The 22715-nt window shown below is 62.7% G+C and carries 27 protein-coding genes; 15 read left to right on the top strand and 12 right to left on the bottom strand.

Annotated elements, in window-relative coordinates:
* Positions 1-6: 6 nt before the first annotated feature.
* Both ACGYLQ_RS02570 and ACGYLQ_RS02565 read right to left on the bottom strand, forming a co-directional pair.
* Complete coding sequence (locus ACGYLQ_RS02570; protein WP_322328913.1) at positions 7-1695, bottom strand: sensor histidine kinase; 1689 nt, start codon at positions 1693-1695, stop codon at positions 7-9.
* Between the two features lie 42 nt (positions 1696-1737).
* Entirely contained in the window at positions 1738-2439 is a 702-nt protein-coding gene (locus ACGYLQ_RS02565; RefSeq protein ID WP_394440205.1) for a response regulator transcription factor, read from the bottom strand.
* 379 nt (positions 2440-2818) lie between these two features.
* On the opposite strand from ACGYLQ_RS02565, the gene ACGYLQ_RS02560 reads away from it, so the two are divergent.
* Positions 2819-4417, top strand: coding sequence for a phosphoenolpyruvate carboxykinase (locus tag ACGYLQ_RS02560; RefSeq protein WP_271692399.1), 1599 nt, complete (start codon positions 2819-2821; stop codon positions 4415-4417).
* Between the two features lie 75 nt (positions 4418-4492).
* Here ACGYLQ_RS02560 and ACGYLQ_RS02555 read toward each other — a convergent pair whose 3' ends face one another.
* Positions 4493-5401 (bottom strand): LysR family transcriptional regulator, encoded by a 909-nt coding sequence (locus tag ACGYLQ_RS02555; protein WP_394440203.1) that lies wholly within the window; start codon positions 5399-5401, stop codon positions 4493-4495.
* 164 nt (positions 5402-5565) lie between these two features.
* Between ACGYLQ_RS02555 and ACGYLQ_RS02550 the strand changes: the two genes are divergently transcribed.
* A complete protein-coding gene (locus tag ACGYLQ_RS02550; RefSeq protein ID WP_209216519.1) occupies positions 5566-5922 on the top strand; it encodes a helix-turn-helix domain-containing protein in 357 nt (118 codons plus the stop codon).
* A gap of 135 nt (positions 5923-6057) precedes the next feature.
* Here ACGYLQ_RS02550 and smc read toward each other — a convergent pair whose 3' ends face one another.
* The 7 genes from smc to ACGYLQ_RS02515 all read right to left on the bottom strand — a co-directional run bounded on the left by smc (position 6058) and on the right by ACGYLQ_RS02515 (position 12754).
* Positions 6058-9513 carry a chromosome segregation protein SMC gene (gene smc / locus ACGYLQ_RS02545; protein ID WP_394440201.1) on the bottom strand — a complete coding sequence of 1152 codons (3456 nt, stop codon included), beginning with the start codon at positions 9511-9513 and terminating at the stop codon, positions 6058-6060.
* A 228-nt stretch (positions 9514-9741) separates the two neighbouring features.
* Positions 9742-10032, bottom strand: a complete 291-nt coding sequence (locus ACGYLQ_RS02540) for a hypothetical protein (RefSeq protein WP_394440199.1) — start codon at positions 10030-10032, stop codon at positions 9742-9744.
* 95 nt (positions 10033-10127) lie between these two features.
* Positions 10128-10688, bottom strand: coding sequence for a F0F1 ATP synthase subunit B (locus tag ACGYLQ_RS02535; protein ID WP_209216985.1), 561 nt, complete (start codon positions 10686-10688; stop codon positions 10128-10130).
* A 15-nt stretch (positions 10689-10703) separates the two neighbouring features.
* Positions 10704-11261: a F0F1 ATP synthase subunit B' gene (locus ACGYLQ_RS02530; RefSeq protein ID WP_136720208.1), complete on the bottom strand. Its 558-nt coding sequence runs from the start codon at positions 11259-11261 to the stop codon at positions 10704-10706.
* 90 nt (positions 11262-11351) lie between these two features.
* Positions 11352-11576 carry a F0F1 ATP synthase subunit C gene (locus ACGYLQ_RS02525; protein ID WP_007118046.1) on the bottom strand — a complete coding sequence of 75 codons (225 nt, stop codon included), beginning with the start codon at positions 11574-11576 and terminating at the stop codon, positions 11352-11354.
* A 64-nt stretch (positions 11577-11640) separates the two neighbouring features.
* Entirely contained in the window at positions 11641-12402 is a 762-nt protein-coding gene (locus ACGYLQ_RS02520) for a F0F1 ATP synthase subunit A (RefSeq protein ID WP_067260637.1), read from the bottom strand.
* Position 12403: 1 nt separating this feature from the next.
* Positions 12404-12754, bottom strand: coding sequence for an AtpZ/AtpI family protein (locus ACGYLQ_RS02515; protein WP_067260640.1), 351 nt, complete (start codon positions 12752-12754; stop codon positions 12404-12406).
* Positions 12755-12994: 240 nt separating this feature from the next.
* Here ACGYLQ_RS02515 and ACGYLQ_RS02510 point away from each other — a divergent pair, with 240 nt between their 5' ends.
* The gene (locus tag ACGYLQ_RS02510; RefSeq protein ID WP_271690001.1) at positions 12995-13351 is read left to right on the top strand and encodes a helix-turn-helix transcriptional regulator; all 357 of its coding nucleotides are present in this window, start codon (positions 12995-12997) and stop codon (positions 13349-13351) included.
* Positions 13352-13585: 234 nt separating this feature from the next.
* On the opposite strand, the gene ACGYLQ_RS02505 is transcribed toward ACGYLQ_RS02510, so the two are convergent.
* Together ACGYLQ_RS02505 and ACGYLQ_RS02500 are read right to left on the bottom strand one after the other, a co-directional pair.
* Positions 13586-14488 carry a DMT family transporter gene (locus tag ACGYLQ_RS02505; RefSeq protein ID WP_394440197.1) on the bottom strand — a complete coding sequence of 301 codons (903 nt, stop codon included), beginning with the start codon at positions 14486-14488 and terminating at the stop codon, positions 13586-13588.
* Positions 14476-15363 carry a LysR family transcriptional regulator gene (locus ACGYLQ_RS02500; protein ID WP_394440195.1) on the bottom strand — a complete coding sequence of 296 codons (888 nt, stop codon included), beginning with the start codon at positions 15361-15363 and terminating at the stop codon, positions 14476-14478. Before ACGYLQ_RS02500 ends, ACGYLQ_RS02505 begins: the two co-directional genes overlap by 13 nt.
* Before the next feature lie 126 nt (positions 15364-15489).
* On the opposite strand from ACGYLQ_RS02500, the gene ACGYLQ_RS02495 reads away from it, so the two are divergent.
* The 12 genes from ACGYLQ_RS02495 to rpmE all read left to right on the top strand — a co-directional run bounded on the left by ACGYLQ_RS02495 (position 15490) and on the right by rpmE (position 22631).
* On the top strand, positions 15490-16074 hold the full coding sequence (locus ACGYLQ_RS02495; protein WP_394440193.1) for an FMN-dependent NADH-azoreductase: 585 nt from the start codon (positions 15490-15492) through the stop codon (positions 16072-16074).
* A gap of 270 nt (positions 16075-16344) precedes the next feature.
* On the top strand, positions 16345-17865 hold the full coding sequence (ffh, locus tag ACGYLQ_RS02490) for a signal recognition particle protein (RefSeq protein ID WP_067262238.1): 1521 nt from the start codon (positions 16345-16347) through the stop codon (positions 17863-17865).
* Positions 17862-18170 (top strand): chorismate mutase, encoded by a 309-nt coding sequence (locus ACGYLQ_RS02485; protein WP_394440191.1) that lies wholly within the window; start codon positions 17862-17864, stop codon positions 18168-18170. Before ffh ends, ACGYLQ_RS02485 begins: the two co-directional genes overlap by 4 nt.
* A gap of 43 nt (positions 18171-18213) precedes the next feature.
* The gene (rpsP, locus tag ACGYLQ_RS02480; RefSeq protein ID WP_394440189.1) at positions 18214-18600 is read left to right on the top strand and encodes a 30S ribosomal protein S16; all 387 of its coding nucleotides are present in this window, start codon (positions 18214-18216) and stop codon (positions 18598-18600) included.
* 16 nt (positions 18601-18616) lie between these two features.
* Entirely contained in the window at positions 18617-19246 is a 630-nt protein-coding gene (gene bluB / locus ACGYLQ_RS02475) for a 5,6-dimethylbenzimidazole synthase (RefSeq protein WP_394440187.1), read from the top strand.
* Complete coding sequence (locus ACGYLQ_RS02470) at positions 19246-19395, top strand: hypothetical protein (RefSeq protein ID WP_169306052.1); 150 nt, start codon at positions 19246-19248, stop codon at positions 19393-19395. The genes bluB and ACGYLQ_RS02470 overlap by 1 nt, the downstream gene beginning before the upstream one ends.
* Positions 19392-19919 (top strand): ribosome maturation factor RimM, encoded by a 528-nt coding sequence (gene rimM / locus ACGYLQ_RS02465; RefSeq protein ID WP_271688341.1) that lies wholly within the window; start codon positions 19392-19394, stop codon positions 19917-19919. Before ACGYLQ_RS02470 ends, rimM begins: the two co-directional genes overlap by 4 nt.
* Before the next feature lie 15 nt (positions 19920-19934).
* Positions 19935-20726, top strand: coding sequence for a hypothetical protein (locus tag ACGYLQ_RS02460; protein WP_394440185.1), 792 nt, complete (start codon positions 19935-19937; stop codon positions 20724-20726).
* Positions 20723-21511 carry a tRNA (guanosine(37)-N1)-methyltransferase TrmD gene (gene trmD / locus ACGYLQ_RS02455; protein WP_394440183.1) on the top strand — a complete coding sequence of 263 codons (789 nt, stop codon included), beginning with the start codon at positions 20723-20725 and terminating at the stop codon, positions 21509-21511. Before ACGYLQ_RS02460 ends, trmD begins: the two co-directional genes overlap by 4 nt.
* A 69-nt stretch (positions 21512-21580) precedes the next feature.
* Positions 21581-21742, top strand: coding sequence for a DUF1328 family protein (locus tag ACGYLQ_RS02450; RefSeq protein ID WP_082849512.1), 162 nt, complete (start codon positions 21581-21583; stop codon positions 21740-21742).
* A 272-nt stretch (positions 21743-22014) separates the two neighbouring features.
* Positions 22015-22398 (top strand): 50S ribosomal protein L19, encoded by a 384-nt coding sequence (gene rplS / locus ACGYLQ_RS02445; protein WP_067262249.1) that lies wholly within the window; start codon positions 22015-22017, stop codon positions 22396-22398.
* Between the two features lie 11 nt (positions 22399-22409).
* A complete protein-coding gene (gene rpmE, locus ACGYLQ_RS02440; RefSeq protein ID WP_067262252.1) occupies positions 22410-22631 on the top strand; it encodes a 50S ribosomal protein L31 in 222 nt (73 codons plus the stop codon).
* The last annotated feature ends 84 nt before the right edge of the window (positions 22632-22715 follow it).

Raw genomic sequence — 22715 nt, 5'->3', positions numbered from 1 at the left:
CGGGATTTAGGTGGGCAGCCCCACGACAAAACGCGCGCCGAGCGGTTCGGAGGTGATGTCGGCCTCGGTCGGGCGGATGTTCTCGGCCCAAATCACGCCGCCATGGGCTTCGACGATCTGCTTCGAGATCGCGAGGCCGAGGCCGGAGTTGTTGCCAAAATGCTCTTCGGGGCGCTGCGAATAGAAGCGTTTAAAGATTTTGCCGAGCGCCTGTTCAGGGATGCCGGGGCCGGTGTCCTCGACCACGATCAACACGCGATTGGCACGTTTGCGAGCCCAGACCCGGATCGCGTCGCCGTCTTCGCAAAAGGAAATCGCGTTGGTGATCAGGTTCACGAAGACCTGCGCCAAACGGGCTTCCAGCCCATGCACGGTGATCGGCGCAGCGGGCAGATCGGTGATGAAATCGATGCCTTTGGATTTCGCATCTTCGCCGAGGTACTGGCCCAGATTGCCCAGCATTTGCAGCAGGTCGAAGGGTTCTTCCTCTTCCTTGACCAGTTCGGAATCGAGCCGCGAGGCATTGGAGATGTCGCTCACCAAACGGTCGAGGCGGCGCACGTCATGTTCGATCACATCCAGCAGTTTCTCGCGCTGGTCGTCACGTTTGACCATGCGCAGCGTGCCCACGGCAGACCGGAGCGAAGCGAGCGGGTTCTTGATCTCATGGGCCACATCGGCGGCGAATTGTTCGTTGCCGTCGATCCGGTTGTAAAGCGCCGAAACCATGCCGCGCAGCGCGCCTGACAGGCGGCCAATCTCATCGGGCCGCGCGGTCAGATCGGGGATGCGGATACGGCCGGGGTTCATCTTGCGCGCGTCCTTGTCGCGGCCCAGTTCGGCGGCGGCAGAGAGGTCGGCCAGCGGATTGGCGATGGTCGAGGCCAGAACGAGGCTGAGGCCGATGGAGACGAGGGTCGCGATGACGAAAATCTGCAAGACGCGCTCACGTTCGCTGCGCACAAGGCGGTCGATCTCTCCCGCCGCGCTGGCCACGGCGACCACGCCGACGGGGGTCTCGCCCTGCATGATGGGGGTCACCACGCTGAAAAGCGTGCCGCCTTCGATGGCAAGCGTGCCTTCCAGCCGCGTGCCGCTGGTCACGCTGGTGCCGACCATGCCGCGCAATTGCTCTTCAAGCGGCGGGGTGGCGGTCACCTCATCGGTGCTGAAGGGGGCCGAAACCCGGTCCCAAAGCCAGTTCAACCCGTCGTTCAGCAAGGTCCGCTCACCCGCCTCGGAGGCGGCGAGGGCCTCAGCCACGGTGAGGCTGCCTGCGGTGCGGGCGACCAAGGTTTCCGCCGGATCATAGACAAAGACTTCGATGCCGCCGCGCAGGTCCAGCCCGTCGAGCGTGGCAGCCACATCGACGCCATCGCCGGTGGTCAGGTTCACCGGCGCGCCTGCGGGCAGTTGCGCTTCGATCACATCAGCGATCAGCTCGGTCTCAGAGACCAGCGCCGCGGCGCGTTGCAGCGCCAGACTGTCGCGCGAGGAATTAAGGTAGAGGATCCCCGCCACCAGAACGCTGAGCGCGATCAGGTTGAAGGTAATGATCTTGCGCGTCAGCGGCGAGGAGCGGAGCGAGAACAGCCCCCGCCGTTCACGCTTGACCCGAATTTCATCCGGCGCGGCACTGTCGGGGGTGACCCAATCGTCCCCCAATACAACATCACCGTCCCTGCCAGCAGCCATGTCCCGCACAAGCTTCCTTTCGACCCGCGTTAACCGACGGGCTTACTCTTCGTTATATCTATAGCCGATGCCGTAAAGCGTCTCGATCGCCGAGAATTCATCATCTGCGCTGCGCATCTTCTTGCGCAGGCGCTTGATGTGGCTGTCGATGGTGCGGTCATCCACATAGACCTGATCATCATAGGCCACATCCATCAGCTGGTCGCGCGATTTCACGAAACCGGGGCGCTGCGCGAGGGCTTGCAGCAGCAGGAATTCGGTCACGGTCAGCGACACATCCTTGCCCTTCCAGCTCACCGCGTGGCGCAGCGGGTCCATCCGCAGATCGCCGCGTTCCATCACCTTGGTCTCTTCGGTATCGCCGACCTCATTCGTCTCGACCGCGTCCTGACGGCGCAGAAGGGCGCGGATACGCTCGACCAACAGGCGCTGGCTAAAGGGTTTTTTGACGTAATCGTCAGCCCCTATGCGCAGGCCCAGCACCTCGTCGATCTCATCGTCCTTGGAGGTCAGGAAGATCACCGGCATCGCTGTTTTCTGGCGCAGACGTTGGAGCAGATCCATGCCGTCCATACGGGGCATCTTGATGTCCAGCACCGCCATATCGGGCAGTTTCTTGTTGAAGGCGTCCAGCGCCGCTTGGCCATCGTTATAGGTTTCCACTTCGAAACCTTCAGCTTCAAGAGTCATCGAAACGGATGTCAGGATGTTCCTGTCATCGTCTACCAATGCGATCTTTGACATTGCCTGCTTCCTTATGCTGCTCAATTCGTTCTTATTTTTGGAGTCAGTGATCTCCAATATTACAGATCGAATCAATCCTTAAGTGCGAATCGTGCCTCTGAGATGCACCAATTCCGTCATAATTTGGTTAGGAATGGCTAAATTGCCGCACTTTGACCGGCCCGGTCCAAGAGGAAGCCGGGGCCCCGCGCGCCGCATTGGGCCGGGTTCTAAGCGCTCGGAAACAAAGTTTTAGATGATGGCGCTAACTGTGACAAAGCTGCCTGTTCAACCTGAAAACGCCCGTGTTAAGAGGCTCTCAAGGCCCCCGACGCCCAGGGCAATTGCGCCCGCTCGGACACGTTCTGCGCTGCTCACGCGCTACCACAGGAGACATCATATGACATTTGGACGGGTAAACCCGCAGTTCAGCCTTGAGGATCAAAAGATCAGCGGGCTTGGCGATGTCTATTACAACCTGACCGAGCCTGCGCTGGTCGAGGCGGCATTGAAACGGGGCGAAGGCAGCCTTGGCAAAGGCGGGGCCTTCCTCGTGACCACCGGCAAGTTTACGGGCCGCTCGCCCAAGGACAAACATGTGGTCAAGACCGACAGCGTGGCCGAGAGCATCTGGTGGGAGAACAACGCCGAGATGTCGCCCGAGGGCTTCGACGCGCTTTACGAAGACATGCTCGCACATATGCAGGGCAAGGACTACTTCGTCCAAGACCTCGTCGGCGGGGCGGACCCCAAACATGCGATCAACGTGCGCATGGTGACCGAACTGGCATGGCACGGGCTTTTCATCCGCACCATGCTGCGCCGCCCCGACGCCGAAGCGCTGAAGGACTTCACTGCCGATTTCACCGTCATTAACTGCCCCAGCTTCCAGGCCGATCCGGCCAAGCATGACTGCCGCAGCGAGACCGTGATCGCGATGAACTTCGACCGTAAGATGATCCTCATCGGCGGCACCGAATACGCGGGCGAGAACAAGAAATCGGTCTTCACCCTGCTGAACTACCTGCTGCCGGAAAAAGGCATCATGCCGATGCACTGCTCGGCCAACCACGCCAACGGCAACCCGGTCGACACCGCGGTTTTCTTTGGCCTCTCGGGCACCGGCAAGACCACCCTCTCCGCCGATCCCGAGCGCACGCTTATCGGCGATGACGAGCACGGTTGGTCCGACAACGGCACCTTCAACTTCGAAGGCGGCTGCTATGCCAAGACCATCAACCTCAACCCCGAGGCAGAGCCGGAGATCTACGCTACGACCTCCAAATTCGGCACCGTGATCGAGAATATGGTCTTCGATCCCGATACTTTTGAACTCGACTTCGATGACGACTCGCTTACCGCCAACATGCGTGCCGCCTACCCGCTGCACTACATCTCGAACGCAAGTGAGAAGGCCGTAGGCGGCCACCCGAAAAACATCATCATGCTGACCTGTGACGCCTTCGGCGTGCTGCCCCCGATCGCGCGGCTGAGCCCGGCGCAGGCGATGTATCACTTCCTATCCGGCTTTACCTCCAAGGTGGCGGGGACCGAGCGTGGCGTGACCGAGCCGGAGCCCACCTTCTCCACCTGTTTCGGCGCCCCCTTCATGCCGCGCCGGCCCGAGGTTTACGGCAACCTGCTGCGCGAAAAGATCGCCCAACACGGCGCCACCTGCTGGCTCGTGAACACCGGCTGGACCGGCGGCGCCTATGGCACCGGCTCGCGGATGCCGATCAAGGCGACCCGCGCCCTGCTCAGCGCCGCCCTCGAAGGCCGTCTGGCGGATGCCGAGTTCCGTAAAGACCCGAACTTCGGCTTCGATGTCCCTGTCGAGGTGAACGGCGTGGCCGACATCCTGCTCGACCCACGCCGCACATGGGACGACCCGGAGGCCTATGACCGTCAGGCGGCAAAACTGGTCAAGATGTTCTCGGACAACTTCGAGCAGTACCTGCCCCATATCGACGACGATGTGAAAGCCGCGGCGATCAGCTAAGCCTGTCGCCAAGGACGAAACAGAAAGGGCCGCCCCTGTTGGGCGGCCCTTTTCGCATCTCACGCTCCGTGGCCCTTAGCCCGCGAAAGTCACCTTCGCATCCAAAGGCATCTCGCGCAGGAAACTGTCATCCACCCCCACGATATTGACCGAGGTCGACCGGTCGACCGCCGCGATCAGGGCAAAGCTCTTGTCCGGATAGCGCCCTGCCATCAGCAAACGTTTATAGGCCAGAGGCACCGGCGCGCCCCCCTCCTCCCGCGGGATTTCGGTGACGACCTCGTCCAAGCGAACGCCACAGGTCGCTTCGACCTCCCGAAAGGGGTAGTTCAACATATTCTCGAACTCAGGACCGCCCGGGAAGAGTTTGATGGGCCGCCCGATGCTGCTGCGCGCATTGGTCCAGCCCCACCATTGCGTGTAAAAGGATTTCTCCCCCACTTCGGTACAAATCCATCCGTTGGGCGAGTCGCGGTACACCAACACATAGGGGCGCATGGCGCGAAAGGCTTCGCTTTCCAACTCACCCCGGCTCAGGCTCCACGCCTGCAACACGGCCTGAAGCATGGCAGAGCCACCGTCCCAGATCAGCGACAGGGGCTGCTGTTGTTGGTGAAAGGACCAGCCGTTCGGCTCTTCATGCGAAAGGCGCAGCATGCCATCGGCATGGCGCGTCTTGCCATCCAGCCACAGCTTGCCCCGGTCGAGAATATCGCGTGCCTCGGGCAAGGCTTCCACGCCGACCTTGGTCAGGGAATAGCGGCGGTTCTCAATCGTGAAGAGCGGCGCGCCCATCGCCTCTTCCAACTGCTGGATATGCCGCCGGACGGTCTGTCGCGTGCTGGCCAATTCGGCCACCGCATGGCTGAGGTTCAAAGTATGCGCCAGCATCACGAAAGAGCGCATCATCTCGAACAAAAGGGCCGGGGCGGGGTCCTTTTGCAAGGTTTGGGGCACGGGTGCGACCGGCTCAATATCGGACATATGCTGGTTCATAGGCAAGGGATGGTACATGAATCACCCGGTAACGCAATATAATCCATACAGCTAGGGTGAATTGGTTAACGCAAAGAGGCCAGATCTAGGCAATTGATCCTCAATACATTGCGGGTAGTGAATATATTGTACTCAATCTGAGGTATTGAACCATGTCCCACCCCGTAGACGTTCACGTCGGTCGTCGGCTCAAGCAGGCACGCACCCTGCGACGGCAATCCCAGACCGATGTGGCACGCGAACTCAAACTGTCGTTTCAACAGATTCAAAAGTATGAAATCGGCTCCAACCGGATCGCCGCCAGCCGTTTGCATGAGCTGGCCCGGATACTCAACGTCACCCCCGGCTATTTTTTCGAAGGGCTGGATGACGACAAGCCCGAGGCCAGCAACGACCCCTCGCTCGACATCGTAAACGCCATCGGCTCCATCAAGGATGATGCGGTAAAGGCCCGAATTCTAACGTTTATTGAGGATGTTGCCGGCGTCACCGTCGCGCGCAAAGGCTGATCACAGCCCGTCATTCACACAAAACTCCGCCCGGGCCATACGCTCACACCACCTGTCCAACGGCCACGAAAGCCCGCGGCAAACTGATGCGCACCCGCTTTAAGGGCCGGCACAAATCACCGGCGTCTCCCACCTTCACGCCACCAGCGTTTCCGCCTTTTTCAAATCGACAGAGACCAATTGGCTCACCCCCTGCTCCGCCATGGTGACGCCAAAGAGCCGGTCCATCCGGGCCATCGTCACCGCATGGTGCGTGATGATCAGAAAGCGCGTGTCGGTCTGACGGCACATCTCATCCAGCAGATCACAGAACCTGGTCACATTTGCGTCATCAAGCGGCGCGTCGACCTCATCCAACACACAGATCGGCGCCGGATTGGCGAGGAAGACGGCAAAGATCAGCGCCATCGCGGTCAATGTCTGCTCCCCCCCCGACAGCAGGCTAAGGGTGCTCAGCTTCTTGCCCGGCGGCTGGCACATGATCTCCAACCCGGCTTCCAAGGGATCGTCGCTTTCGACCATCACAAGGTTCGCCTCACCGCCGCCGAAGAGATGGGTGAACAGCATCGAGAAATTCGCATTCACCTGATCAAAGGCAGTCAGCAGCCGCTCCCGCCCCTCGCGGTTGAGGCCCGCAATGCCGCTGCGCAGGGTCTTGATCGCCTCTTCCAGATCGGCCTTCTCAGTCAGCAGCGCTTCGTGCTCTTCGCGTATCTCTTTGGCATCGTCCTCGGCGCGCAGGTTCACTGCGCCCAAGGAATCCCGCTGCCGCTTGTACCGGTTCACGTCCTCTTCAAGCGTTTCCACCGGCGGAATCTGAACCGTCTCGACATCGAGCGCCTCGCGCAGCGCCGCGGGCGTGCTTTGCCGTTCGTCCTGAATGCGCTCTGCCGCATGGGTCACCGTTTCACGGGCGGCATCGCTGCGCGCCTCGGCCCGGGCACGGGCCTCCCGCGCATCCGAGGCCTGCCGCTCCGCGTCGCGCTCGGCATCCGTCGCGGCTTTCAAGGCGGCTTCTGCGGCGGCGAGCGTTTCCGTGGCATGGGCGCGGCGGGCCTCGGCAGAGGTGATCGCGCCCGACAGGTCTTCGCGCTTCGCCGCGATCTCCGCCGGAACGGCGCTCGCCTCAGTCAATTCGGCCTCCGACGCGGTCTTGCGCTCGACCAATTCAGCGCTGCGCTTGCCCGCCGTTTCCAAGCGATTCCGCCAGCCGCTGACCTCTTTCGCGACCTCTTGCAGCCGCCGTCTGCGCGCCTCGCCCTCGCGGCGCAATTCGTCATGGGCCGAACGGCGCGACATCATGGTGATCCGCGACGCCTCGACCGTCATGCGGACATCCTCGACAGTCGCACGGGCGGCGGTAAGGTCATCCAAGCCCGCCAGCGTGCGCTCGGCGTCCATCACCTCGGCCCGCGCGGTGATCGCGGCTTCCTCATGGCGTTTCACGGCTAGGCCGAGGGACTCCAACCGACTTTGGGCGAGGTTGCGATCTGCCTCCGCCCGACTTAACGCGCGGCCGGCCTCGGCGACTTGCCTGTCGGCATCGCGCCGCGCCTCGCGGGCCCGTTTGTCGGCCTCGGCCTGTTCGGCCAATTGCTGCTGCAGGGTCTCATGCGCCGCCCGCGCTGCATCGGCACGGGTGCTCGCCTGTTCCAGCGTCTGTTTCAGGACTTCCAACCGGTTCAACTGCTGCAAGCGCAGCGCGGCTGCCGAGGGCGCATCTTCGGCCATCGCGCGGAAACCGTCCCACCGCCAGAGGTCCCCCTCCTTCGACACCAAGCGCTGCCCCGGCTGCAACTGCGCCTGAAGCTCTGCGCCCGCTTCGGCATCAACGAGCCCGACTTGGGCCATCCGGCGCTCTAGCACCTGCGGCACGGTGACATGCTGCGTGAGCGGGGGCACCCCGGCGGGTAGCGGCTGCGGCTCCGGGTAGCTCGGCAAATGCGCCCATCCCGAGGGGCGATCGGCCTCTACCTCAGGCGCACGCAGGTCATCGGCCAAGGCCGCGCCGAGCGCTTTCTCAAAGCCCTGTTCCACCTGCAACCGGTCGAGAATCTGCCCGCCTTCGGCACTGTCACGCTCTACCAATTTCGCCAGCGCGCCAACCTCGGCGCGAAGGGCCTTGGCCTCGCCCTCCGCCTCAGAGCGCTCCGCGCGGGCCTCGGCCTCGCGCGATTGCGTGTCGGCGCGGGTCTCTTCGGCAGCCAAAAGGGCGGCATCCGCCGCCGCCGAGGCGGTGACGGCAGCGGCTTCGGCCTTCTCAGCCGCCGCGAAATCTAGCCCGGCCTTGTCGAGGGTCGCTTGGCTTTGCGCCACCGCATCGCGGGCCTTGCGGGCCTCGACCTCCGACTTTTCCGACGTCTTGCGGCTGTCCTGAAGCAAGCGTTCCGCCGAACTGTGGCGCGCGGCCAAACGGGCCACGTCTTCGGTCTGCTGCGAAAGATCGGCCTCGCGGGTTTGCAAGACTTCGGCTGCCTCCCGCGCGGCCTGTTCCGCCGCCTTAACCGCGCTGTCGTGCCCCTTATCCGCCTTGGCGAGGTCTGCCGCTTCCTCTTCGAGACGCGCGATCGTTTCTTCCGCGTCGCGGTTCAGCCCGCCTTCGCGTTCGATGTCGCGGGTCAGCTGGGCAATGCGGCCTGTCAGGGTTTCGATCAGCGACGCCGCCCGCGCCTCTTCCTCGGTCAGGGTGTCGCGCTGCGTGGTGAGACGTTGCAGGATCGCAGTCGCAATCGCCTCTTCCTCGCGCAGGGGTGGCAAGGCGGCTTCGGCCTCTGCCCGCCCTTCGGCCACGCGGCGCACCTGCGCTTCGGCCTCTGCCGTGGCGGCGACGCGAGCACGCAATTCCCCCTCGGCTTTCGCACGCGCCTCATCGGCTTCGCGCCAACGGCGATACAGCAACAAGCCCTCTGCATGGCGCAATGCTTCGCCAATCTCACGATACCGCGCCGCCTGCCGGGCTTGTCGGGCCAGAGTGGCCAATTGCGCGGCCAGTTGTTCGACAACATCGTCTACGCGGGCGAGGTTTTGCTCCGCCCCGTTGAGTTTCAACTCGGCCTCATGGCGGCGCTGATACAGACCCGAGATGCCAGCGGCCTCTTCCAAAATGCGACGACGGCTTTTCGGCTTTGCGTTGATCAACTCGGCAATCTGGCCCTGCCGCACCAAAGCGGGGCTATGCGCCCCGGTCGAGGCATCGGCGAAAAGCATCTGTACATCGCGCGCGCGCACATCCTTGCCGTTCACCTTATAGGCGCTGCCCACGTCGCGGGTGATCCGGCGGACGATTTCAAGCGCGTCTTGCTCGTTAAACCCCGCAGGCGCCAACCGGTCGCTATTATCAAGATGCAGCGCCACTTCGGCGAAGTTGCGCGCGGGCCGGGAGGAGGCACCGGCGAAGATCACATCTTCCATGCCGCCGCCGCGCATGGCGGTCGGGCGGTTTTCGCCCATGACCCACCGCAGCGCTTCGAGCAGGTTGGATTTGCCACAGCCATTCGGCCCCACGACCCCGGTCAACCCGTCGGAAATGACGAGGTCAGTCGGGTCCACAAAGCTTTTGAAGCCGGTTAATCTGAGTTTGGAAAAGCGCAAGTTAGCCCTGCCGTGATTGATTCTCGCCTGAGCGGCGAACTTGCCGTTTGGCATGGGTCCGAGTCAATCAAAAGCCCCAAGGGAGAGGGGGCGGTCGGCGGTTATCCACAAGATATTGTCTTGATCGGCGAGTTTGCCCTATCGGGCACGCGGTTGGATCGGGTCGATAGCACGCTTCGCCCATTCCGCGCCCCTCGCCCCATGCGATGCCGCAATACAAAGCCCGGGCTAATCACAGTCTAGCACCCCAAGCGCCAGCGCCTGATCGCCCAGAACCTCCTTCACCTCACAGTCGCTAACAAGTGCCATCGCGCGCCCGGCCCGCGCGCGGATGGGGCCAAAGCGTGGTGCGTATTGGGTGTTTACCCGCACCGCCTCTGCCCGTTCCCCTCGAACGCGCACATCGAACACCGACCCCTCCACGGTGATCCGCTGCGCCGGCAGCCCCCGAAACTCCCGACTGGGCGCCGTACAGGCCGCGAGGCCGAACAAAATCGCAATGATAAAGAGCAACCGCATGGCGCAACTCTGCCCCGGCAGAGTTAACAAAAGCCTAACGCAAAAGAAAAAGCCCCGGCGGGGCCGGGGCTTTTAAAAATCTATAAGGCGCTGGCTTAGTGCAGCTTGGCTTCGACTTGAGCGATGCCATTGTCGATCAGCTTGTTGCCCTGTGCGGCGGTCATCTGCTTGGCGATCACGTCGCGCGCGGCGGCCACGGCGATGGTCACGGCTTGGTCGCGGACTTCCTTCACAGCGGCGGCCTCGGCCGAGCTGATCTGGTCTTTCGCGGCGGCCATGCGACGCTCAAGCGACTTGGCCATATCCGCCCGCGCCTGTTCGGCGGCAAGACGGGCGTCTTCCTTGGCAGAAGACACGATCCGGTCCGCTTGGTCCTGCACCTCTTTCTGCTTGCGCTCGTAAGAGGCCAGCAGGGTTTGCGCTTCTTCACGCAGGGCGCGGGCTTCTTCCAGCTCGGTCTTGATGCCGTCGGCGCGTTTGTCGAGCATGCCGATCAAAAGCGTTGGCACCTTGAAGTAAATCAGGATCCCAAGGAACAGCAGGAAGGCCAGCAACACGATGAAATCGGTGTTGCGCAGCGAAAAGAAAGGCCCCGTGGCGGCAAGCGCCGGCGAAGCGGCGAGACCGGCGAGCAGGGTCGAAAGTGTCAGGCGCATGGATTTGGTCATGGCTTATCCTTTCATCCGCGCGTCGACGGCAGCGCTGACGGTTGCGGTATCGGCCGTGCCACCCAGAGCGGCGACGAGGGCCTCGGCGGTGTCCTTGGCAACGGCTTGCACGTTGTCCATGGCGCCCGCGCGAATTTCGGCGATGGCTTTTTCCGATTCTGCCACTTGCGCGGCAATCTCGGCATCGGCCTTGGCCATTTCGGCATCCAGATCAGCCTGCATGTCCGCTTTTGCCTGAGCCACGATCTGCTGTGCCTCGGCACGGGCGTCGATCAGGGCCTTGTCATAGGCGGCTTCGGCTTCCTGCGCCTTGACCTTAAGGTCTTCGGCAGCCGCGATGTCATTGGTGATGGTCCCTTGGCGCTCGGCCAAAACCGCACCGATACGGGGCAGAGCCACGCGCGACAGGATCAGGTAGGTGGCGATCAGCGCCAGGATCAGCCAGAAAATCTGGTTGCCCCAGTGATCGAAGTTCAGCTGCGGCATGCCCGGCGTTTCGGCAGCATGGGTCGCAATGCCGGTCGCGTCGGCCAGCCCGTCGCTGGTTGTTACAGTTGCCATCGTGGCTTCTCCTTGGAAACTTTGCCGTTACAGCCGGGCAGACACGGCGATGCGCGCCTGCCCGCTCGTAAGGATTACAGTTCCGAGAGCTTAGACAGCGAACATCAGCAGCAGAGCGACGAGGAACGAGAAGATCCCCAGAGCTTCTGCGAAAGCGATGCCGATGAACAGGGTCGCTGTCTGGCTTGCGGCTGCCGAGGGGTTGCGCAGTGCGCCGGACAGGAAGTTGGCGGCAACGTTGCCGACACCCAGGGCTGCGATGCCTGTGCCGAGACCTGCGATGCCTGCGCCGATATGTGCGAGTTGACCTTCCATTGGGGTATCTCCTTACGATTGGAAGTTAAAACTTTGACGGGAAACCCCGCCGTTGTTGGGGTTGTTAGTGTGCCGGGTGCAGCGCGTCCTTGAGGTACACGCATGTCAGGATGGTGAAGACATAGGCCTGAATGAAGGCCACCAGCACTTCGAGACCGTACATCGCGGTGATCGCGACGACCGAAACGGGCGAGATGACAGCGATGGCGGCGAAACCGGCGAAAACCTTGATCACCGCGTGGCCCGCCATGACGTTACCCGCCAGACGAATGGAGTGGCTGACCGGGCGCACGAAGTAGCTGATCAGCTCGATGATCGCCAGCACGGGGCGCAGGGCCAGAGGCGCCGAGGACACCCAGAAGAGGCTTAGGAACGCCGCGCCATTCTTGACGAAGCCGACGACGGTCACGGTGATGAACACCGCCAGCGCCAGCACCACGGTCACCGAGAAATGCGCGGTGGGGGTGAAGGCTGTCGGGATCAGGCCGAGGAAGTTGGCCATGACGATGAACATGAACAGGGTCATGATATAGGGGAAGAACTTCAGCCCCTCTTTGCCGCAGATGTCTTCGACCATCTTGTGGATGAAGCCATAGGCCAGTTCGGCGACCGATTGCATGCGGCCCGGAACGACCGAGCGGCGCGCGCTGCCCAGAACGAGCATCGCGAAAGTGGCCAGAACCGCCAGCGCCATCCAGAAGGTCGCGTTGGTGATGGTGTACCAAGCAACGGAAGCATCGTCGCCAAAGAGCGGCGATACGATGAACTGGTCCATCGGGTGGAATTCCAGACCGCCTGTTTCAGCGCCGTGTGTCTCTGTTGCCATCTCAGGCTCCCTCGTCCTTGCCCGAATGGGGCGTATCCTGTTCGGCCGGTTCGGCCTGTTGTTTACCCTGGATTTCCTCAGCGGTGCGGAGCATCGTCTTCACCCCCGCCGCAAGGCCCAGCATTACAAAGAGCACCATGAAGATGGGCAGCGTGCCAAAGAGCACATCCAGCCCGTATCCGATGCCGAAACCAATCCCAAGACCGGCCACAAGTTCGATCACCATCCGCCATGCCATATTGGCCTGCGAATAATGTTCATCCGCCCGGGGCTTGGGTGCGCCGCGTTCTTTCGCAGCTGCCAGTCTGGCCTCAAGCTGCTCCATCTGCTGCCGTTGGTCCGGGCTGGTCACACCAAAATCCCCTTAGGAATATCTGCTGCGGTGCTACTGTCAGGGCGGGTTAGAGTCAACAACCTTGGCCGCCGGAGCTTTCCACGAGTTTACAAGGACTTACGGAAGGCGGAGGCTACCCACACTTGAAACGGGCCCGGCAAATCCCAAGGAAATCGCGCCGAAGGGTTATTCAACTCAGCGGTTAAGTTAGCCGCAATGCCCGCTTTCGCCTGTGCGCGCCCCGCGCTATTCAAGCGTATGACCCAAGACCTCGATCAGGTGTTTGCCGCCCTCGCCGACCCCACGCGTCGCGCCATCCTCGCCATGCTGCTGGAGGATGATATGGCCGTGACCGATGTCGCCGAGCCCTTCGAGATGTCGCTCGCCGCGATCTCGAAACACCTGGGCGTGCTGACAGCGGCGGGGCTGATCAGTCAGGAAAAGCGGGGGCGGGTGAAATGGTGCAAACTGGAACCGGATGCGCTGCGCGATGCTTCGGTTTGGATGCAGGGGTTCGGGCAATTCGAGCCGGTGAACCTTGATGCCTTCGAACGTTTCTTGGAGATCGAACTGCCTGAGGGCGGCGAAGGCGAGATGCGTTCAGGGTCAGAGTAGGTGAAACTTATATAGATAGAGTGATCCCCCCTTGCCACGAGGTAAATAAGACAAGGGGAGGATCAATCGACGGTCAGATGACGCCGAATGCGAAACGCAAAATAGCCAAAACCACGACGATCAACCCGATCAGGTAAATAATACTACGCATGGTGGTGTCCTTCACTGTTAATTCACGCCCCAACGCCGGGCGTCGCGCTTAGGTTCCGCCGATTCCGCAACTTTTTGAATTTTTTATGACCTTTCTTCGCCATCCGCGCGCAGCAGCAGCGAAAGCGCGAGGATCGTCATCAACACCCCGCCCCAGACCAGCGCCCCCGGCAGGTCATTGCCAAAGCCCAACTCCCACAGGATTACCCAGCTGGGCGTGAGATAGGTATAGGCCATGACCTTGGCCGAAGGCAGCCGCAGCGCCGCGAATTGCAGCAGAACCACCGTGGCCGCCGTGGCGAAAACCGCGACATAGAGGATGGTGATCCAGACCAAGGGGCGCAGGGCGCTCCAATCGATCGCGCGGAGGTCTTGCCAGCCGTAAAGCCCCAAGAGCACCGTGCCCGCCAACAGGGTGCCAAAGGTGAACATCACCGCGCTTTCGCCGCGGTTCAGTCGCCTTACCATGGGGGTATAGAGCGCGTGGCTGACGCAGCCGACGAAATAGATCGCCTCCCCCCGCCCGATGTCGAAGGCCAAAAGCGCCGCAAGGTCGCCGCGAAAGATCACCCAAAGCGCCCCGGCCCCGCCGATGGCCAGCGCCAGCGCCATGCGCGGCGTCATGACCTGCCGCATCAGCAGCCAGGCAAACCCCGCCGCCATCACCGGCACGAGGGTAAAGACCGCCGCCGCAGCCACCGGGGGCGCGGTCTTCAACCCTTCGAACATTAAGACAAAGTAGAGCGTGAACAGCCCCGCCAGCACGAAATAGCGCCAAGGCGCTGCAAAGCCCGCCCGGCTGATATCGCCCCGCCCCCATGCCAAGGCCCCGACCAAAACCGTCGCCAAGGCAAAACGCACGGCGTTCAGCGCCGTCGGCGTGATCTCATTCGCCACCTGCGCCCCGAGCGAGAATGACCCCGCCACCAGAGCCGAGAAGCAAAGCATCGCCAGATGCCCCTGCGCCGCGGCGCTTATTCGGGACATGCGACAGCATCCTCGGCATGTTCCTTGAGGAACCGCAGCACCGCCTGCACCTTGCTGGTGCGGTGCAGATCAACATGGGTGACCAGCCACAGCGCACTGCCCCAATCGGGGCGCGGCGCGTGAATCTCGACCAATTGCGGATCATTGCGCCCCATGGCCGCGGGCAAGTCGCCGATCCCCGCCCCGGCCCGCAGCGCCGCCTCCAGCGCCGCACCGCTGGTGCTGCGCCATGTCACGCATTCCTCCGGCACCGTGGCCCAAAGCCACTTGTGATAGGGCGCGCGGCTGTCTCGGTTGTCGGCGGCGATGAAACGGTGCTTGTGATAATCTTCCGGCCCCTGCGGGATGCCGTACTGCGCCACATAGTCCCGGCTGGCATAGGCCCCCACCGCCAACTGCGCATAGGGCTGCACCACATTGTCGGGCTGATCCGGCGCGGCCCCAGCACGGATGGCGACATGCGCCTCGCCATATTCCAGCCGGAACAAGCGGTCTCCGATCAGATAGCGCACCACAAGTTCGGGGTTTTGGCGCTGGAACTCGGTCAGCAAAGGCGCAAGCTGCGGGGCCAGAAAATCAAGCGAAGTGATCACCAACTCCCCCGAAACATCGCTGCCGCGCCCTTTGATCCGCCCCGCCAATTGGCTGAACTGGTCGTCCGTCGCCCGCGCCACCCGCAGCAGGTCCTCCCCCGCCTCAGTCGCCGTGTAGCCGCGCGCATGACGCTGAAACAGCTTCACGCCGAGCCGCCCCTCCAGCGCGTCGATATGGCGGATCACGGTTGCATGATGCACGCCCAGCACCTCTGCCGCGCCGCTGACGGTGCCAAGCTGGGCGACCTGATAGGCGGTTCTGATCTCGTCCCAATTGTCCATTGTTCACCTCGCCTTCCCGACTTGTGCATTTACGAACATGGTCACGCTCATTCTGGCAGTTGCGTTTGCGAGCACAATGGCCAATTCCATGCCATCAGATTTACCCTTGGAACAAGGATCAACACCATGGCCACATTGCGCATTGAAACCTCGGTGAACCGCGAAAACTCCGTCACCCGCCAACTGACGGACCGGATCATCGCAACCCTGGGCGACAGCGACGTCGTCACCCGTGACATCGCCAGCGAACCCCTGCCGCTGATCGATTCGACATGGGCCAGCGCCCGGGTGAAACCCGCCGAAGAGCGCACCGAGCTGGATCAAGAAGCCCTCGCCCTCTCCGACGCGCTGGTCGCCGAAGTGCAGGCCGCCGATACGATCGTGATCAGCGCGCCCATCTACAACTTCACCATTCCCGCCTCGCTCAAAGCCTGGATTGACCTGATCGCCCGCGTTGGCGTGACCTTCCGCTACACCGAAGACGGCCCCCAAGGGCTGCTGGAGGACAAACGCGTCATCGTGGCCTTCGCCTCGGGCGGGACGGGCATCGATTCCGCCGCCGATTTCGCCAGCGGCTACCTCCGCTTTGTGTTGGGCTTTCTGGGCATCACCGATGTGACCTTCGTCGCGACAGACCAACTGGCCGTGGACGCCGAAGGCACCATCGCCCGCGCCCATGCGCAGATCGACGCGCTGCGCGACGCGGCCTAAGCGCACCGCCCTCTCTTCCAAAACTGCCGCGTCCCCACACCGGGGGCGCGGCTTTTTCGTGGCGGCCTTTCGCCAGCCGCCCCACGCGGCTTGACTCGCACCCCCGCAGCGCGTAAACGCCAACCGATCTCCGGAAGCATTGCCTTCCGGTCCCGGCCTGTCGTCGGGATCGCCCCCAGTCAGCGCGTTGCGCCCACTGGGGCGTTTGTGCATTTTCGCGCGCGTCCTTAAATAGGGGCAAGTGCAACCGACCCGAAAGGCCCTGTGCCCATGTTTGAAAATCTAAGCGAACGGCTCTCTGGTGTCTTTGACCGCCTGACCAAACAAGGCGCGCTCAGCGACGAGGACGTCAAGACCGCCCTGCGCGAAGTGCGCGTCGCCCTTTTGGAAGCGGACGTTTCGCTGCCCGTGGCGCGTGAATTCGTCAAGACGGTGCAGGAAAAGGCCACGGGCCAAGCGGTGACCAAATCGGTGACGCCGGGCCAGCAGGTCGTCAAGATTGTCCATGACGCGCTGATCGACGTGCTGAAAGGCGAAGGCGAACCCGGTTCGCTGAAAATCGACAGCCCGCCCGCGCCGATCCTGATGGTCGGCCTGCAGGGCGGCGGTAAGACGACCACCACCGCGAAACTCGCCAAGCGCATGAAAGACCGCGATGGCAAGCGCGTGTTGATGGCCTCGCTCGACGTGAACCGCCCCGCCGCGATGGAGCAGTTGGCGATTCTCGGCACGCAGATCGGCGTCGACACGCTGCCAATCGTCAAGGGCGAAAGCCCGGTGCAAATCGCCAAACGCGCCAAAACGCAGGCCGGCTTGGGCGGCTATGACGTCTATATGCTCGACACCGCGGGCCGCCTGTCCATCGACGAAGAGTTGATGAGCCAAGTCGAAGCCGTGCGCGACGTGGCCAATCCACGTGAAACATTGCTGGTCGTCGATGGCCTGACCGGTCAGGATGCCGTGCACACGGCTGAGAACTTTGACGCGCGTATCGGCATCTCTGGCGTGGTGCTGACCCGGATGGACGGCGATGGCCGTGGCGGTGCTGCGCTCTCGATGCGGGCCGTGACCGGAAAGCCGATCAAGTTCGTCGGTCTGGGCGAAAAGATGGACGCGCTTGAGACCTTCGAGCCCGAGCGCATCGCGGGCCGCATCCTCGGCATGGGCGACATCGTGGCGCTGGTCGAGAAGGCGCAGGAAACCATCGAGGCCGAACAGGCCGAGAAGATGATGAAGCGCATGGCCAAGGGTCAGTTCAACATGAACGACCTGAAGATGCAGCTTGAACAGATGATCAAGATGGGCGGCATGCAGGGCATGATGGGCATGATGCCCGGCATGGGGAAAATGGCGAAACAGGTCGAAGATGCCGGTTTCGACGACAAGATCCTCAAGCAGCAGATCGCCCTCATCCAGTCCATGACCAAGAAAGAGCGCGCCAACCCTGCCCTGCTGCAGGCCAGCCGCAAGAAGCGTATCGCCAAGGGTGCCGGCATGGAGGTCTCGGACCTCAACAAGCTGATGAAGATGCACCGCCAGATGTCCGACATGATGAAGAAGATGGGCAAGATGGGCAAAGGCGGTATGCTCAAGCAGGCCATGAAGGGCATGATGGGCAAGGGCGGCATGCCCGGCGGCATGGACCCTTCCCAGATGGACCCCAAGGCGCTGGAAGCGGCGGCCAAACAAATGGGCGGCAAGCTGCCCGGCGGTCTGGGCGGCATGGGCGGTGGCCTCGGCGGGGGCATGGGCCTGCCCGGGGGCCTTAGCGGTTTCGGGAAGAAGAAATGACCGAGCCCGTCACAGATACCGCCGCCCGCGCCGCCGAGCTGTTGAAAGAGCACCGCGCCTCGATCGACCGGCTCGACGCGATCCTCGTCTATACGCTGGGCGAGCGGTTCAAACACACGCAGGCCGTGGGGAAACTCAAGGCCACGCACGACCTTCCCCCCTCCGATCCGGCCCGCGAAGCGGCCCAGATCGAGCGGCTCGAAGATTTGGCGGAAGCGGCGGACCTCGACCCCGTCTTCGCCAAGAAGTTCTTGAACTTCATCATCGCCGAAGTCATTCGGCACCACAAAACCCACCAAGAATAGGACGGCCTCCCGTCCCCCCAACCAACCTAAAGGATTAAACACCATGGCAATGAAAATTCGTCTCGCCCGCGGCGGCTCCAAAAAGCGCCCCTTCTACCGCATCGTGGCCGCCGACAGCCGCATGCCGCGCGATGGCCGCTTCATCGAGAAGCTGGGCACCTACAACCCGCTGCTGCCCAAAGACAGCGAAGACCGCGTGAAAATGGACGTTGAAAAGGTTCAGGAATGGATCGCCAAAGGCGCCCAGCCGACCGAGCGCGTTGTTCGCATGCTGGAAGCCGCTGGCGTCCGCGAAAAGACCGAGCGTAACAACCCCAAGAAGGGCGCACCGGGCAAGAAAGCCCAAGAGCGCGCGCAGGAGAAAGCCGACAAGGCTGCTGCCGCTGCCGAAGCTGCCAACGCCCCTGCCGAAGAAGCTTCCGCAGAATAAGCTTCGAGCGCCCGGCATGGATACATTCTCTGATGACTTCCGTGCCGGGCTGCACGACCTGATGCGATGGCGGCGCGATGTGCGCCGCTTTCGCACAGACCCGATGGACGAGGCGCTTGTGCAAAGCTGTCTCGACAGTTTTAACCTCGCCCCCTCTGTGGGCCTGTCGGAACCTTGGCGGATCATCCGCGTTGCCTCCGACACCGCGCGCCAAGCCGCGCTTGAGAATTTCCAATCCGCCAATGCCCGCGCCCTCGCCGGATACGATGGTGAAAAGGCCGCGCTCTATGCGGGGCTCAAGCTTTCGGGCATGAGCGACGCGCCCGAGCAATTGGCGATCTACTGTGATGAAAGCACCGAAAAGGGCAGCGGCCTCGGCGCGGGCACCATGCCCGAGATGCGGCGCTATTCGGTGGTGGGGGCGATCACCCACCTATGGCTCACCGCCCGCGCCCATGGCCTCGGGCTGGGCTGGGTCTCGGTGCTCGACCCGGCAAAGCTGAACCGTGACCTCGCGGTGCCAGAGGACTGGTCGCTGGTGGCCTATCTTTGCATGGGCTGGCCCGAGGAGAACAGCCTGACGCCGGAACTGGAAACCAAGGGTTGGGAGACCCGCGCCCCCCGCCTCAAGGTCGAGACCCGCTAATGAGAAAGCTACTGTTCCTTCTGTCCGTGCTCGTGCTCGGCTTTGTCCTTGGCATCCGCTATGATCGGCAGTTAATGCAGGATGAATGCAAAGCCGGGGCCGGTGAATGGACCGGGACGATCTGCGTGAATTCGGAGTTGTTGCAATGAGTGACCAAGACCTGATCTGCGTCGGTGCCATCGCGGGCGCCTATGGCGTGCGCGGCGAAGTGCGCGTGAAAAGCTACTGCGCCGTGCCCGAAGATATCGAAAACTACCGCCCGCTGAGCACCGAAGACGGCAGCCGCCAGTTCACCCTCGCCCTGCTGCACCCGGTCAAAAACGGCTTTGCCGCGCGCATCGCCGAAATCACCACCAAGGAAGAGGCCGACGATCTGCGCGGTGTCTCGCTCTTTGCCGCGCGGGATCAATTGCCGGGCCTGCCGGATGACGAATTCTACCACGCCGATCTCATCGGGCTTGAGGTCTATGACACCGGCGGCGTGCTGCTGGGCCGCGTGAAAACGGTGCAGAACCACGGGGCGGACGATCTGTTGGAACTGCAACTTGCAGGCACCTCGGCCACCACCTTCCTGCCCTTCACCAAAGCCGCCGTGCCGACGGTCGACCTTGCCTCGGGCCGGATCATCGCCGACCCGCCTTTGGGCGTGCTGCCTGAGGGCAAGGATGGCTGAGACCGGAGCCGGATGATGCCCCGCCGGATCATCCTGCATCCCGGCTTTCACAAGACCGGGACCAGTTCCGTTCAAGCCACCCTGCGCGCCAATCGCGCCCTGCTGAAACCCCATGTTGCCCTGCGCCTGCGCTGGCAAATGAAAGACCTGCTGCATGCCGCCCGCGGCTACTCTACATGGCGCGACCCGCTCACGTTGCTCAAGGCCGAATACCGCTTCGACGCCCTTCTCGACGCCCTGCCCCGGATGCCGCGCCGGACGCTGGTCCTCTCGGCCGAGGAACTGGCCGGTCACATGCCCGGGCGGGGCGCTCTGGCCGATTACAGCGCCGCGCCCGAACTGCTGGAGACCTTTACCCGCAGCCTGCGCCGCCGTTTCCCCCGAGCAGAGATCATGGTCTACCTCTCGACCCGCGATCCGGCGGATTGGATCGCTTCGGCCTATTGGGAGCATGTCAAAGCCTCCTCCATGACGCTCGACCTTGCCACTTTCACAGCCCGCTACGCCCCAGCGGCAGATTTGGATGGGGTGGCCGAAACGATTGCCCGGCGTCTGCCCTGCCCGGTGCATCACGCGCGGCTGGAGGCCTGCCGCGACCTGCCGTTCGGCCCCGCGACGCCCCTTCTAGACCTTTGCGCATTGCCGCCTGAGGTCTTGGCGCAGATGACCGTGCCACCGCCCGAGAACCAGCGCTTGCCCGCGGAACTTTTGCAGGCTCTGCTTGACGCCAACCGCCAACACGCCGATGACCCCGAGGCGCGCCGCCGCGCCAAGACCGCTCTATTGCAACAGGCAGGAACCGCATGAAACCCACCCGCTCTCACGGACGTCAAAGCGCACGCCCCAGCCTCAAACCCCGCGCCCTGATGCAAGACGCGCCCGATTATGCCGATGTCTGGCAGGCCCGGATCGTCACGCTGTTTCCCGATCTCTTCCCCGGTGTGCTGGGGGCCAGCCTGACCGGAAAGGCGCTGCATGAAGGGCGTTGGCAATTGCACACCCATGACCTGCGCGACTTTGGCATCGGCAAGCACCGCAATGTCGATGACACCCCCGCAGGCGGCGGGGCGGGCATGGTCATGCGCGCCGATGTGGTCGGCCCGGCGCTGGCGCGCGCGCAAAGCCACGCCCATGGGCGCTGGCCGATCCTCTACATGTCGCCGCGCGGGCGGCGGTTCGATCAGGCCATGGCGCGCGATCTGGCAAGCTGCGCGGGGGTGACAATGCTCTGCGGGCGATTCGAGGGGGTCGACGAGCGGGTGATCGAGCATTTCGGCATCACCGAGGTCAGCCTGGGCGATTTTGTCATGACGGGGGGCGAGTTGGCCGCCCAAGCGATGATCGACGCCACCGTGCGCCTCTTGCCTGGGGTGCTGGGCAATGCCGAGAGCATTGAAGAGGAAAGCCACGCCTCGGGCCTGCTGGAACATCCGCAATATACCCGCCCCGCCGAATGGGAAGGGCGCGAGATTCCCCCCGTTTTGATGTCGGGCAACCATGGCGAGATTGCGAAATGGCGTCAGGCGCAGGCCGAAGAGCTGACCCGCAAACGCCGCCCCGACATGTGGGCTACGTTCGAGAGCAAGGACTGAGCCCGCGGCCCGGTACGGAACCCGCCCCCGCGCGGCGCGTTGATCTCCCATATCGGAGGGAGAATCCAAATGCTTGAACTTATTCTTATTCTGTTGATCGTCGCCGCCGTTGCAGCACTCTTGGGCTTTGGCCGCGTATCGGGTGCCGCGATGACCGGGGCGAAAGTGCTGATCGGCATCGTTCTGGTGCTGTTCCTGCTCGTTGTCTTGGGCGTGATCGCGCTGGCCTGACGCGCCAGCGCGCAGAGGTCTGAGACACAGGGGATCAAGGCGGCCACAGCCCCCTTGATCCTATCGCTTTTGCCCCCTATACCCCGCGCATCCGGAATCGCTTTGGCGGCTCCGGTGCTTTGCGTTTAACGCAGGAAACTAAGTAATGACGACGATACCTCCGGCGGGGGGCCTTGATTGGAAACGATCGCGGCGCTGCCCGATAGAACCCGAAGCTCTGGGTCGCGACATAATTTCGTGGAATACCGCGAACATCATAGGAGAATGGTCAGATGAACCTGATCGCAGAGATCGAGGCGGAACAAGTCGCCGAACTGGGGAAAGAGATCCCCGACTTCCGTGCCGGTGATACCGTTCGTGTTGGCTTTAAAGTCACCGAAGGCACCCGCACCCGTGTGCAGAACTACGAAGGCGTCTGCATTTCGCGCAAGAACGGTCACGGCATCGCCGGGTCCTTCACCGTGCGCAAGATTTCCTTTGGCGAAGGCGTGGAGCGTGTGTTCCCGCTGCATTCGACCAACATCGACAGCATCACCGTCGTGCGCCGTGGTCGCGTGCGTCGTGCCAAGCTGTACTACCTGCGCAGCCGTCGCGGCAAATCCGCACGGATCGCCGAAAACGTCCACTACAAGCCGCTTTCCGGCGCGAACGCATAAAGGACTGGTCGATGAAAACCGATACACATCCCGAATACCACATCATCAACGTCAAAATGACCGACGGCACCGTTGTGGAAATGAAATCGACATGGGGCAAAGAAGGCGACCAGCTGTCGCTCGACATCGACCCTTCCGTGCACCCTGCCTGGACCGGCGGCACTGGCCGCATCATGGACACCGGCGGCCGCGTGTCGAAGTTCAAGAACAAATACGCAGGTCTGGGCTTCTAAGCCTAACCGACAGTGCGAAACAAAGGCGCGGCCCCTCGGGGGTCGCGCCTTTTGCGTTTGGGGGATGGGGCCGAGGCCGGGTGT

It is taken from the genome of Sulfitobacter sp. 1A12779 (genome assembly GCF_043557315.1).
In the GTDB taxonomy this organism is placed as follows: Bacteria; Pseudomonadota; Alphaproteobacteria; order Rhodobacterales; family Rhodobacteraceae; genus Sulfitobacter; species Sulfitobacter faviae.
This window is presented reverse-complemented; position numbering and strand designations above follow the sequence as displayed.